The sequence below is a fragment of the Lutimonas saemankumensis genome, from assembly GCF_020171465.1.
Lineage (GTDB): Bacteria > Bacteroidota > Bacteroidia > Flavobacteriales > Flavobacteriaceae > Lutimonas > Lutimonas saemankumensis.
Genome location: NZ_JAIUZR010000003.1, coordinates 729,122 through 743,243 on the forward strand (window position 1 = coordinate 729,122; position 14,122 = coordinate 743,243).

The following is a 14,122-nucleotide window of genomic DNA, read 5'->3' on the forward strand; positions in this document are numbered from 1 at the left end:
TTAACCCCAAATTATACCATTATGCAACCCAGATTCTACAAATTCGCATCCCTGCTTTTGATTGGCGGGCTCTTTGCCTGTACTAGGCCTGATCAAAAAGAAACGACAGCTGAAACTTCAGAAGTTGAACCCATCAAAAAGCACATTGTTACCCCTTCAGTGGTAGAAACGGAAAGGCTTGGAACCCTTAATTATTTTGACGGATACCCTTCTGAAGAAACCGTGGAAAAAGTATATGATAACCTGGATTTTACCCGGGGTATGGAAACGTTTTTAAATGGTATTCCTGCAGCTTCCATGCATGCCCTGATTGAAGGATTTAGAAGTGAGGGTGTCAACGATCTTGGCGAAATCGCCATTTTTGAAAATCTGATGGATTCCCGATCCATATTCCTGACCCCCAATACCGAATCGGTGTATACCATCAGTCACTTTGACCTAAAAGACGGACCCATTGTTGTGGAAAGCCCGCCGAATACGCTGGGTATGATCAACGATATGTTTTTCCGATACGTGACCGATCTTGGGAATGCCGGACCCGACCTTGGGCAGGGTGGAAAATATCTGATACTTCCTCCCGATTTTGAAGGAGAGACCCCGGATGGTTATTATATCGTCAAATCCCCAACCTACCAGAACATCATCTTCTGGAGAGGCTTCCTGCAAAAAGGAGACCCAAAACCTGCGGTTGAAAGTATCAAGGCCAATACCAATATTTATTTATGGAGACAGGTTAATAATCCGCCCGAACCTGTATTTATTGACTGGTCAGGCAAACGCTTTAATACGGTACATGCCAATGATTTTAAGTTTTATGAAGAATTGAATGAGGTGATTCAATACGAGCCTTCAGAAGCCTTTGAACCTCAGATTTTAGGCATTTTTAAATCCATAGGAATTGAAAAGGGTAAAGAATTTAATCCGGACGAAAGAATGAGAGCCATCCTGGAGGATGCCGTTAAAGTAGGTAATGCCACGGCAAGATCGATATCGTTTAGCCCACGTAACAAGGACATCTATATCTATCCCGACAGCTACTGGACCATTGCTTTTTTGGGTGGCTATCAGTTTATGACCAATCATGCACGTGAACTGGACGGGCGAACCCTGTTCCATTATATAGCCACAGCAGTAACCCCGGCTATGGAAATTAAAATGGTAGGGGTGGGGTCGCAATATGCAGCTACCTATAAAGATGATGACGGAAATTATCTGGACGGTTCCAAAAATTACAAACTCACTATTCCGGCCAATCCTCCCGTAAAAGATTTTTGGTCGATTGTTATTTATGACCCGCAAACCAGAAGCATGCTGGAAACGGATAATCCATTTCCAAGTGTAAACAGTGAGCTCAGCGATCTTGAAAAAAACAGTGATGGTTCGGTTGATCTGTATTTTGGGCCGAAACCTCCTGAAGGTAAAGAAAAGAACTGGATCCAGACCATAGAAAACAAAGGTTGGTTCGTACTGCTCAGGATCTATGGCCCGCTGGAGCCCTGGTTTGACAAAACCTGGCAACCCGGAGAGATCCAGTTGATCACAGAGTAGAACAGCCCAAAAGCGCGCTTAGAAAAGCAAACATTCTAAAACCCAGAATATGTCTAATAAAAAGTATGAATCCATAACCTGTTTTATGCTGGGCTTTGGCCTTTTTATGTTTACCCGGTTGAGCAATCTGGTTCCTTTTATAAGTTTTGCCATCGTAATTGCTCCCATTTTTATTCTGCGTTTTATTCGAACTCAGCCTAGAAAAAGAGGTGTATGGCTCACGCTTTTAGGTTTTGTATTAAGCATGAACATTGCCCTTTGGGGGCTGTTTCAGATGGATGATCCTTGGCTGACCTATGGATTTGGAGCTATCAGGAGCACAATTCTGGCCCTGATCTGGTTTTTGCCATTTATGGTGGACCGTTTTATTTATCCAAAATTCAAAGATAAGGGAGCCTGGTCAACACTGACTTTCCCAATTGTGGCCACCGGAATGTTTTATCTCACATCTTTGGAGGGGCCATTTGATGATGGTGCAGGAACCTTAAGCTCATTTAGTTACAACTATGGTTCACATGCCTTTACACAAATACGTTCTGTTTTTGGGGTCTGGGCACTTGTTTTCATCCATTCCTGGCTTTACTCCACTATAAATTATCTGTGGGAGCAAAACTTTAGATGGAGCAAGGTCAAAAATGCGATGATCAGCTATACGGCTGTATTTGTTTTGGTATTTGTTTTCGGATTTGTAAAAATGAGTTTACAAAAAGAAGTGGAAACAGTAAAGATCGCTTCTGTTGTGTTGATGCCGGAAGATGGAAATGCAGTTTCCATGACCAAGTATTTTGATGAAGGAGCCACCTCGCCTTTTGACGAGACCCTTGCTAAAATTGAGGCCCAGACCCGAAAAGCAGCCGGTCAGGGAGCTAAGATCGTCAGCTTTCAGGAGTATTCGATCCTTGTCAACCAGGAAGATCAAAACAGGCTGAGATCCGAATTTCAAAGGATGGCCAGGGAACATAAGGTTTATCTCAGTGTTACCTATGCTTATTATGGCAAAGAAGAAAAAGGAGAGAACATCCATCTTTTTATTGATGAATCAGGGACCATCCAACTGGATTATGCCAAACGATTCTTATTAGGTATAGGCCCCTATGGGGAAACCGCTGTATTTAAAAAAGGGGCAGAAATTATTCAGTCGGTTAAGACTCCTTACGGTAGGATAGGAATTTCTATTTGCCGGGATATGAGTTTCCCATCCTATATAAGACAGGCAGCCCAAAGCGATGTGGATATCATGCTATCACCCTCTTATGACTTCCCCAGGAGTTATGGGCCCTGGTATATTACAAATACCATAGAAAATGGATTTTCCATGGTCAGGCCCACCTATAACGGATATTCCTATGCGGCTGATTACAATGGAGCCGTGATCACATATATGCAATTTGGCAGCTCAAAAGACGGGATCATGTATGCCGATGTGCCCACCAAAGGTATCAAAGTGATCTACCCCGTCATTGGTGACGTATTAGGATGGCTCAATCTGCTGATCATGCTTGTACTTTTGGGCTGGGTCATTTATAGTAAGCGAAAGATTCAGTTGGAGGCGCAGTAGTTGTACAGAACCGAATCCTTTTTGTTTATCTTTAGTACAGTAAATCAATCAATCAACTATCATGAAAAATTTTATCATCTTATTATTGGTTCTTGTAAGCTTGAACACATTTAGTCAGATTAATGCGAAACTGATGCGCCATGTTGATGTTTCAGAAAATCAAATTTGTTTTGTTTATGGCGGTGACATATGGTTAGTAGACAAAAAAGGAGGAATGGCAATTCAATTGACAAATTCACCTGGTGAAGAGTCATATCCCAAGTTCTCTCCAAACGGTCAGGAAATTGCCTTTACGGCAAGTTACAGAGGTAATCCGGATATATATGTCATGTCTGTTTTGGGCGGTCTTCCTCAGAGAATCACTTATGGCTCTCATTATGATCGTATGGTGGAATGGCATCCTTCAGGGGAGAAAATCCTTTTTGCGTCTCGTCGTGAAACCGGTATTCCATCAGGCTGGATAAATCAGTTTTTCTTAGTTCCTAAAATCGGCGGAATTCCTGAGAAATTACCGATCCCTTATGGTCAAACAGGAACCTTTTCACCCGATGGTAAACAACTGGCATATATAACTAAAATTACGGAAAATTATCCTTTCAAGAGATATCGTGGAGGCCTCACTTCTGATGTTATATTATTTGATTTGGAAAATAAAACAGCCAAAAACATTACGGATAATGTAGCAAATGATGGCAAACCAGCATGGGCAAATGATAAAATTTATTTTACATCCGATCGTGCCGATAACATGCGTTTGAATGTTTGGAGTTATGATATCAATACTGAATCACTAAAACAGGTTACAGAATATGATGACTTTGATATCTCCTTTTTATCAGCAGGGCCAAAAGACCTGGTCTATGAAGTAGGCGGAGTATTATATACCATGGATCTTGGATCAGAACAATCAAAAGAAGTACAGGTAACAGTGGTAGATGATTTGACTTTAGAAATGAATCGAAGAGTTAAAGTGGATAAGAAAATCAAGAACATGACTGTTTCACCGAGTGCAAAACGCATTGTATTGGAAGCCAGAGGTGAGTTATTCAATTTACCGGTTAAAGAGGGCTATGTAAAAAACATCACCTCAAGTTCCGGAGCATTTGATCAGAACCCATCTTGGTCTCCAAGCGGTGATTTTGTTGCTTATTGGAGTGATAAATCAGGAGAGTACGAGATTTATTTACAGCCAATGCGTAAAGATGCAAAAGCAAAAAAACTAACATCAAGAAATAAAGGTTTTGGATATAAACTTCATTGGTCGCCCAACAGTAAAAAGATAGCCTTTATCGATGAAAAAAATAATATCAATATTGTTGATGTGTCTACTGGAACAATTGAGATTGCCGATAACTTCAAATGGAATTACGGACATGGTGGGCGTTACCGAGATTTTTTCTATGATGAAAATATGCAGCAGGTAGATTGGCAGGATTTGAGAACCCGATATGGTTCTTTGATTAAAGATGCAAGATCACGCTGGGATGTGTCTTTTTTACAATCAAATCTATTGAGTGAATTAAGTGCCGGGCATACATACACTTTTGGTGGCGATAACCAAAATGTTGAATCCGTAAATACAGGATTTCTGGGTATTGACTGGTCTTTAGACACAAAGGGATATAGAATCAAAAGAATCGTAAAACCTGCCTCCTGGGATGCTGAAAACAGATCTCCCTTTGATCGGCCTGGTGTTAAAGTTTCTGAAGGAGATTACATCCATTCTGTGAATGGGATGTCTCTTCCGTTAAATAAAGATCCCTATGCAGCATTCGAAGGGCTTGACGGTAAAACGGTAACATTAAAAATCAGCAAAACAGGAAATTTAAGTGAGACAAAAGAAATTATTGTTACTTGTTTAACTCCTGAAGAGGAAGGAAATATTAGATATTTGGACTGGATTGAACAAAACAGACTAAGGGTGGAAGAGCTTTCAGATGGAAAACTGGGCTATGTATACATGACCAATACCGGTGGTCGGGGGCAACTTGATCTCGTAAAAATGTACTACGGACAACTCGACAAAGAAGGGTTTATTATTGACGAGCGATTTAACGGTGGGGGTCAGCTGGCCGATCGTTTTTTGGAATTAATGTTAAGACCTGTTATCTACAATTTATATTGGCGGCATGGTAAGTCTCATACTTTTCCTGTGAAAGCCAATACAGGACCCATGGGAATGTTAATTAATGGCTGGGCCGGTTCAGGCGGAGATGGTCTTCCCTGGGCGTTTAGAGAACTAGATGCAGGCCCAATTGTAGGAGAGAGAACAGTAGGAATTCTGGTGGGTCCCGCAACAGGACACGAGCTTATTGACGGAGGAGGTATTACGGTTCCAGGAGCGAGACTCTATTATAATAACGGTAAATGGTTCGATGAAGGAGTAGGGGTGAAACCTGATTTTGCGGTCTGGGACGATCCCAATTTATTAATGAAGGACCGTGATCCTCAAATGGAAAAAGTTGTAAATGAGGTAATGAAATTATTAGAATCAAATCCAGGAATGGCAACTCCACCACCAGCTATGCAGGACCGTACCGCTAATGGATTAAATAAGAATTAATATTGAAAACATATGATCTAATAACGAAATAATTAACCCCTAATTCGTTCATCACCAAAATCTGACGCTCCTGTACTTTCCTTTTTTATATTAGGAAGTATAGCTTTACTTTGCAGTATCAATGTAAATATCAATGAGCAGCATAATGAGCGGATCAAAGAAAATAGCAACACATAAATACATTTCTCTTTACTGGAGATGTCAGCTTTTGGGATGGGGAACGGTTTCCCTTTACTGGGCTTATGTTGTATTTTCAAGAGATGATTACGGGTATTTTTACACCTTTCTCAATTATGTCCTAGACATAGGTATTGGTATTTTCCTTACGCATCTCTACAGATCCGTTGCCCTAAAATTAAACTGGAAAGCCTTAAGCCTGGGAGAATTGTTTGTACGGGTGGTACCGTCCATTATCATCATGTCCGTACTGTATGCATTTTTAGTAAATCTGAAATGGTATACGTACTGGAACTGGATCGGGGAATGGTCATTTGCCGGTGGAGAGGCATCTTCTGTATCCGAATCCCTGCTGTATTGGGACCCGGTTTTGATCACAGGCCTCCGACTGATGTCTATCTGGGTACTGGCCTATCATTTATACCATTACTATCAAAGAGAGATCAAAACGGCCCAGCAGAATGCGGAATTATCGGTCATTGCCAAACAGGCCCAGCTGGATAACCTGGCCGTGCAGTTAAATCCTCATTTCCTGTTCAATTCCCTGAACTCCATCAAGTCTTTGGTGATCGAGGATCCAAAAACGGCAAGAAGGGCCATTGATCTGTTATCGGATATTCTGCGCAGTTCGCTTTATGAAAAAGACGCCCCGTTTATCAGTATCAAAGATGAATTAGGACTGGTAAAAGACTATATAGAACTCGAAAAGGTACGTTTTGAGGAGCGCCTGAATATGACCATAAACATGGATGATTCTTTGGAGAACTTTATGATCCCGCCACTGAGCATCCAGCTCCTGGTAGAGAATGCCATCAAACACGGTATCGATAAACGTATCAACGGAGGAACCATTGAATTATCGATTCGAGAAAGAGAAGAAAAGCTTGAGATTAAGGTTCAGAACCCGGGAAGGATGACTGACAAAGGTTCAGAAAATGGCATCGGCCTAAAGAACCTGTCCAAGAGATTGGCGCTACAGTATAACGGGGAGGCCAGCCTTAGCCTGAAGAATGAATCCGAGGACCAGGTAACGGCTATTATACAAATTCCTAATCAGAAAAAATGAAAACTTATAAAACCATAATAATAGATGATGAGCGCCTGGCACGTGAAGAAGTGAAAAGGGCCCTTTCAAATTATCCGGAATTTGAGGTGCTGGGAGAGGCGGCCAACGCGGACGAGGCTATAGTTTTGATTGAAAAGCTGCAACCGGACCTGCTGTTTTTAGATATCCATATGCCCGAAAAATCAGGTTTTGACCTGCTGGAAGAATTGACCATGGTACCTGAGGTCGTTTTTACAACCGCCTATGATCAATATGCCGTTCAGGCTTTCGAGGTCAATGCGCTGGATTATCTGGTCAAGCCCTTAAGAGAGGAACGCTTTGCAATGACCATAGAAAAGATCAAGGCCGGGTTTTCAAAACCCGAGGTAAAGAAAGATCCTTTGCCCATGCACTACAAGATCTTTATCAAAGACGGGGAACAGTGCCATTTTATTCCTTTATCAGATGTCAGGCTGATTCAGTCCATGGACAATTATGCGCGACTGTTCTTTAATGAGGAAAAGGCCATGATCAAGCGTTCACTGAACCTGTTACAGGAAAAGCTGGACCCAAATGTATTCTTTAGGATCAACAGGAGCCAGATCATCAACACGCATTATATCAAAGAAATTCATCCCTATTTTAACAACAAACTGCAGATTACCCTGACAAGTGGCGAAAAACTTGAAGTTTCGAGCCGTCAGTCTGCCAAGTTTAAAAACTGGAACAGTTTATAAATAGCAAGAGAAATGCCTCGAAAATTAGAGAAGGAATAATTAAAAAAAATTTAAAAGAAAATCCCCTTGATTCAGGCTTTAATCGGCTTGAAAATGGATAAATACGATCAAAAAACAAACAATAAACGATCAAGAAACAATCAAGTAACAATCAGAAAAGAACAAAATAAAAATTAATTTAACATGAAAAATTACACGATCTTAGTAGTATTAGTCATCATGGCGTTTAACGCCTGCAAGAAGGAATCCCATCATGCCACCTCGGATAGCACGGCAGCCGAGGCCATAGCATCGGGGCCAGTAACTTCAGAACCCACATTAGAATCCTTTAAAAAAGGCGAGAGATGGATATGGATGGAGAAAAGCGTAGCGGAAGGAAGAACACGACATGAAGGAAAAGAACATTTGGAAGTAGTTGAATTTGAGGGTTCTCTCGGATTATGGAACGGCAGGGATACCACGCTGATCTCAAATATTTTAAACCAGGAACAAAGCGATACCCCATACCGCAGCTGGCCGCTTAAAGTAGGTAAGAAGTGGACATACGAGACTGACTGGGAAAACGCAGAAGGCTCGCCTATGACAACGAGTATGGAGGTTGAAGTGGTATCTTATGGAGAAGAGGCCGTGCTGGCGGGAAGATTTCAGGCCTATAAAATTGAATATAAGGGTACCATTACCAATCATACATTTGGAAAAGGGTCAGAGGTACATAATATACACTGGTACGCGCCGGCTTTAAAAATGAATATCAAACAAGTACAGGATGACGGTTACGGTTCCTATGTACTGGAGCTGTTGGACTATAAAAGCGGAGAATAGAATAAGAGAATAAGCAGAGAATAATAGCTGAGATTTAGAACTGATGAAAAAACTGTTTGAATTGCTTTTTGTGGCCCTGATCAACTTGACGGTGACAGGACAGGAACTGCACATTGATAAACCGGCCTTGTCTGACACTGCTGCCGTGGCCCTGGAAATGCAAGATCTGGCAAAAGAATATATAAAGCAAAGCCAGGCACAAGATCTCGATATTGTGCCCTACCACCGGTATCAGTTTGAAATACTGGCCGGACAGTACGAGGCTTCGATCAAAACGATTCAATCGCTGAGAGTGGATGCCGACCTGAATTATGGGCATCCGCAGTATATGCCCTTTGAACTGTTTTCAAGAGCCAAAATTGAGGAATCAGTATCGGGCAAAGGCTTTAATGCGTCTTATGGACAGGTTTTTCAAAATTACCTGGAGGCCTGTAATGATGAACTGGCACATTCGGCCCATATTGTTTTTACCACCTATGATGAAGTGGCGCAGTTTACCCGGAGTTTTGAATCAAATTACAATGAATTGGCGGGTAAACCCATGGACCTTGAGCAGGCCAGGACGCTGTTAAGATCCTATTTTTTATACCATGTGTATTCCCTGACTGAACCCATCGCCAAGGAAGCATTGAAACAGGAAGAAAACAAAAGGTATGTTATTAAAGAAGAATTGATCATCTCGCCAAGAGACGGGGCGGAACTATCTGTGATCACGGCCAGGAAAAGGGGTTCCACCCCCATGCCGGCGGTATTGGATTTTACCATTTATGCGGATGAAGGAAATACAAATCACGCCTTACTGGCTGCCTCAAAAGGCTATGCGGGGGTTGTGGCCACTTCAAGGGGAAAGCGCCTGAGCAAGGACCCTATAGAACCCTATAAGCACGAATATAAAGACGTTTACGCGGTGATCGACTGGATCAGCCAGCAGCCATGGAACAATGGCAAAGTGGGGATGTACGGTGGTAGTTTTGATGGCTTTACCCAGTGGGCCTCCATGAAAGAAAAGGTACACCCTGCCTTAAAGACCATCATTCCGTCTGTATCGGTGGCCCCGGGAATTGATGCGCCCATGGAGAACAACGTATTTTATAATTTTCCCTATAAATGGATCCCTTATGTAACCAATAACAAGTTCCTGGATAAGGCAGCAAATTTTGATTTTGAGCGATGGAACAGGCTTCAAAATACCTGGTTCGAATCAGGCCGGGCCTTTCGTGATATGGATCAAATAGACGGAACCCCCAGCCCGGTTTTTCAGGAATGGATCAGTCATCCTTCTTATGATGCCTACTGGCAGGGAATGATCCCCTATAAAGAGGAATTTGCCCATATCGATATCCCGATTTTAACCACAACAGGCTATTATGACGACGGCCAGCGGGGTGCGATGTATTATTACCTGGAACACCTGAAGTACAATCCTGATGCCGAGCATTACCTGCTTATCGGGCCCTATGACCACTGGGGTGCGCAACTCAGCTCAAGCGCCAATTTACGAGGTTATCAGATCGATGAAGTGGCACACCTGAATATAAGACAGGATCTGGCTTATCAGTGGTTTGATCATATCCTGAAGGGAAAGGAAAAACCCGAACTGCTGAAAGACAAGGTCAACTTCCAGGTGATGGGAACCAATACCTGGATGCATAAACCCTCACTTGCTGCCATGAACAATGATCCGCAGACTTTCTATCTGAGTACGGCAAAATCTGAGGGGCATTACAGCCTGGTGCAGAAAAAGCCAGACAGCAAGGATGACTTCCAGCTGCAGGTGGATTTTGCCGACAGGACAACTAAGAACAATATTCAGTATTTTCCCTGGCCCATTATCAGGGACAGTCTGGACCTAAGCGATGGCCTTGTTTTTATGACCGAACCCCTCAAAGAAGATATGATACTTAATGGTTCTTTTAGCGGAGAATTCAAAGTAGAGATCAATAAAAAGGATTTTGACCTGAGTGTTAATCTGTATGAACTGACCCCTGAAGGTAAATACTTTCATCTGAGCTGGTATATCGGGCGAGCAAGTTATGCCAAAGGAAGGGAGAAGCGCGTACTGTTAAACCCCAATGAGGTAACGACCATCAGGTTTGACAATACCCGAATCACCTCCAAGAAGATCTCAGCAGGCTCAAAAATCGTCATTGTGGTCAACGGGAACAAGAACCCACACGGACAGATCAACTATGGCACAGGAGGAGATGTAAGCCTGGAATCCATCAAAGATGCGACGGCACCACTGCGAATAAAAGTTCATGCTTCCAGTACGATTGAGTTACCGGTTTATAGCGCTCCGAAATAAAATCTTATTGATCACCACCCTTTAAAAAAGGCCAGTCAAAGGCAACCTGTGTTGTTTTTTCAGGACAAATATCAAGATCATCTACCTTTTCATCGGATTTAGAAAAGTAGATGGTCTTTTTGATCTTGTCTGAGGATTCAAACTCCAGTTTCAGACTTTTTCCATCCTTGCTAAAGGTATAGTTTTCATCGAGATAGCGAAATGAAAGTGTGCTCCCGGAATGTTCCAGGACCTCTACCTCTTTGGTATAGAGGATCTCCTGAAGATGATAATAACATTCTTTGCGGTTCATGAGCTGCCCGAAAGCCATCTCAGATATCCATAGTTCAATTTCCTTTTCCACATCATCATTAAGTCGGGCATAAACGCGCATATCCGCTTCAATGACCGTCCATGTGCTTCCATCATTTTTTTCAAGGAAACTTTGAACACCCAGAATTTCCTTGTCCTTTTGATCAGGTTCACAACGGCTGTATATAATCAGTAATCCCAGCGATATACACAGGATAAAAAACCGAGCTACTTTGTTGTTAGGTGAGTTCATGACTTTCATGACTATGGATTTAAAAGTTCTATAGCCATAAAGTTAAATCTTCAACCTGATCCAGGCATTGATCTGGATCATTGATCCTGTTGATTTCAATTCTTTTAAAATAAATTTGGTAAATAGTACGAATCGTATTATATTTGTAGTACGAATCGTACTATTATGAAAAAAGAGATTAAACCTACATTACTGGATTTTGCCATTCTTGGCTTGATTCAGGACCAGCCCTTATCCGGATATGGTATAAGAAAAGTATTCGAGGAAACCGCCATGGGTAATTACAGCAACAGCCCCGGAACCATTTATCCTGCGATCAAACGATTGGAGAAATTCGAACTGGTGGAAAAGGCGGCCCAAAAAGATACCGGAAAAACAGCGTTTCAAATTACGAGTAAAGGACTTCAGGAACTTAAAAAATGGCTGACACGACCCATTGAAAAAAAGGAAGTTGAAAAGAAATTAGATGAGCTTTTGTTGCGCTTTGCATTTATGGAAAACCTGGTCAGTAAGCAGCAAAAAATACAGTTTCTTCATGCTTTACAGGACTTGTTAAAAAACTATGTTCAGGAGCTTCAGGGGTATTACAGCAAAGAATCCGATCAAATGCCTTTGCACGCCAGGCTCGCATTTCAGCATGGTATAGAGACCAATAAAACAACCTTAAAATGGTGTAAAAACACAATCCAAGTAGTAACCTAAAAAAATAAGATCATGAAACTCAATTATTATATAAAACTGTTACTGGCCTCTTTGATTATAACTGCCTTATATTTTGTTTCCAACGCTCTTTTCTTTTCAGATACCAGCCTGGATACCATGAGTATATGGGGTGTCGTTTCGAATATTCTTATCGTTGTCCTTTTAGGCATTTACGTGTCGAATTCAAATTTAAGCGGCTTAAAACTGGTACTTTCTGTATTTTTCATTTATTATGTTATCGGCCACTTTAATCTCCTGATCGAAGCCTATATTTTTAATGTAACTGACCGGGCAGAAACCACCAAAGAAATGTTTCAGGGCCTTTTTACGGTTACTGTTTTTGCGCCCTTGTTTGTGCTGCTCCTCAATACATGGGAGGGAAGCCCGGAAACTTTACAGTTTAAAAAGCGATCCGTTTTCAGCTGGATCTGGAGAATTGCCCTGGGTATGTTTATCTATTTGGTATTTTATCTGGCTGCCGGTATGATCTTACAGGCCAACTATCCCGATTTGATGTCCTATTATGCAGAGAAACTGCCACCTGTGGAGGTGATGATCCTGACCCAGTTTCCCAGAGGACTTCTATTCGTCTTAATTGCGATTTTAATGCTTCGAACCTTGAAACTGAAACGAATCCAAAAGGGCCTCCTCATTGGACTCGTATTTTCGGTCATCGGAGGTATTGCCCCACTGATCCCGCCCAGCGAGTTTATGCCCGCCAATATCAGAATGGTTCATGGTATAGAAGTAGGAATCTCCAATTTTCTCTACGGAATGGCCTTAGCCTATTTGTTGGGCCAGGAATGGCTGAATAAAAATTCAAAAGAATTCTAACCGGTCCCTATCCCTGTAAAGCCTCTTGCACGGATTTGGCCGTGTCCAATACGGTTTTTTCGATCGGAAGGGGTTTCCAGTCAAAAGTATCCATGGTAGCGCTTATATCCCCGTTAAAGGTATTGCCGATATAAGGCAGCATGCCTTTGAGATCTGCATTAAAATTGGCCAGGAACCTTAATAAGAAATTAGGGGCCACCTTGGTACTTACCTTATCATATCCGTTCGATTTCAGGATCTGGGCCATCTGTTGAAAAGAATAGGCTTTTTCGGTACTGACAATAAAACGCTGCCCGTTAGCTGCTTTATTTTCAAGCGCTGCCACATGGATCTTGGCCACGTCCCTTACGTCGGACATATTGATGGCTGCCTGCGGTAATCGGGGCATACCCCCGGTGATCAGTTCCTTATAGGTATTCATGGATTCCCCGGTCAGGTTTCCTGAAAGGGTAGGGCCATATACCGGCCCCGGATGTACGGTAACGAGTTCCAATAGATTTTCCCTGGTTTGGTTTTTGATAAAGTCCCAGGCACTTTTCTCGGCCAGGGTCTTGCTTTTTAAATAAGCAGATACCCCTTTGGCATTCACATCGGTCCAGCTATTCGGGTTGATATCAACCACACCCTTGGAACCACCGATCATGGCCACCATGGAAGAAGTGAGCACCATACGTTTGATCCCCGCGTTTTTGGCTGCTTTTAAGGCGCGCTGGGTTCCTTCCACCGCCGGCCTTATCAGGTCATTCTCATCCTTAGGCTGGCTAGTCACAAAAGGAGACGCCACATGTAAGACATAATCACAACCCTGCATGGCCTCTTCCCATCCCTCATCTTCTAACAGGTTTAGTTCACAATAGCCCAGCTTTCCCTTCGGATCAATGACCTTGGCAATGTCATCGGTGATCTTATCGGTTTTGGATAAACTTCTTACAGAACCCCTAACGGCATAGCCCTGGTTTAATAGTTCCACGGCACAATGCTGGCCCACATAACCCGAAACCCCGGTGATCAGTACTTCTTTCATGTTTTTGATGTGTTTTAGTTTTTAGTTGTGTAAAAATACGGAAATCCTAGGTTCATGCTGCAGAATGGAATAGAACTGCGGAAAACCGTAAGAATTATGTTTTTGCAAGACTTACTTTTAATGAAAAATAAAATGCAAATACCTTGGACAGGGTATTTGATAATTGTTTAATCTATAGTACATTCATACCTTCAAAAATTGAACATAAGAATCTGTTCTATAGCTATGATAAAGTGCATTCTATGGTAAAAAACTACATTAGC

At 42.1% G+C, this 14,122-nt stretch carries 11 protein-coding genes; 9 read left to right on the forward strand and 2 right to left on the reverse strand.

Translation table 11 applies throughout. The features are described from left to right. The first annotated feature begins 21 nt into the window (after positions 1-21). From LCM02_RS04700 to LCM02_RS04730, 7 genes are all read left to right on the forward strand, one after another. Entirely contained in the window at positions 22-1,548 is a 1,527-nt protein-coding gene (locus LCM02_RS04700; protein ID WP_224927170.1) for a DUF1254 domain-containing protein, read from the forward strand. A 49-nt stretch (positions 1,549-1,597) separates the two neighbouring features. Further along, entirely contained in the window at positions 1,598-3,106 is a 1,509-nt protein-coding gene (locus LCM02_RS04705; protein WP_224927171.1) for a carbon-nitrogen hydrolase family protein, read from the forward strand. Positions 3,107-3,167: 61 nt separating this feature from the next. Next, positions 3,168-5,669, forward strand: a complete 2,502-nt coding sequence (locus LCM02_RS04710; RefSeq protein ID WP_224927172.1) for a S41 family peptidase — start codon at positions 3,168-3,170, stop codon at positions 5,667-5,669. A gap of 133 nt (positions 5,670-5,802) precedes the next feature. Next, positions 5,803-6,912 carry a sensor histidine kinase gene (locus LCM02_RS04715; protein ID WP_224927173.1) on the forward strand — a complete coding sequence of 370 codons (1,110 nt, stop codon included), beginning with the start codon at positions 5,803-5,805 and terminating at the stop codon, positions 6,910-6,912. Next, entirely contained in the window at positions 6,909-7,628 is a 720-nt protein-coding gene (locus LCM02_RS04720) for a LytR/AlgR family response regulator transcription factor (protein ID WP_224927174.1), read from the forward strand. The genes LCM02_RS04715 and LCM02_RS04720 overlap by 4 nt, the downstream gene beginning before the upstream one ends. A gap of 183 nt (positions 7,629-7,811) precedes the next feature. Beyond that, positions 7,812-8,450 carry a hypothetical protein gene (locus tag LCM02_RS04725; RefSeq protein ID WP_224927175.1) on the forward strand — a complete coding sequence of 213 codons (639 nt, stop codon included), beginning with the start codon at positions 7,812-7,814 and terminating at the stop codon, positions 8,448-8,450. Positions 8,451-8,493: 43 nt separating this feature from the next. Continuing rightward, positions 8,494-10,755, forward strand: coding sequence for a CocE/NonD family hydrolase (locus LCM02_RS04730; protein WP_224927176.1), 2,262 nt, complete (start codon positions 8,494-8,496; stop codon positions 10,753-10,755). 4 nt (positions 10,756-10,759) lie between these two features. On the opposite strand, the gene LCM02_RS04735 is transcribed toward LCM02_RS04730, so the two are convergent. Then, positions 10,760-11,308, reverse strand: a complete 549-nt coding sequence (locus tag LCM02_RS04735; RefSeq protein WP_224927177.1) for a hypothetical protein — start codon at positions 11,306-11,308, stop codon at positions 10,760-10,762. Between the two features lie 156 nt (positions 11,309-11,464). On the opposite strand from LCM02_RS04735, the gene LCM02_RS04740 reads away from it, so the two are divergent. Together LCM02_RS04740 and LCM02_RS04745 are read left to right on the forward strand one after the other, a co-directional pair. Then, positions 11,465-12,001, forward strand: a complete 537-nt coding sequence (locus LCM02_RS04740; RefSeq protein WP_224927178.1) for a PadR family transcriptional regulator — start codon at positions 11,465-11,467, stop codon at positions 11,999-12,001. Positions 12,002-12,013: 12 nt separating this feature from the next. Then, positions 12,014-12,835, forward strand: coding sequence for a hypothetical protein (locus LCM02_RS04745; protein ID WP_224927179.1), 822 nt, complete (start codon positions 12,014-12,016; stop codon positions 12,833-12,835). A gap of 7 nt (positions 12,836-12,842) precedes the next feature. Here LCM02_RS04745 and LCM02_RS04750 read toward each other — a convergent pair whose 3' ends face one another. Then, a complete protein-coding gene (locus LCM02_RS04750) occupies positions 12,843-13,859 on the reverse strand; it encodes an NAD-dependent epimerase/dehydratase family protein (protein WP_224927180.1) in 1,017 nt (338 codons plus the stop codon). Positions 13,860-14,122: the final 263 nt, after the last annotated feature.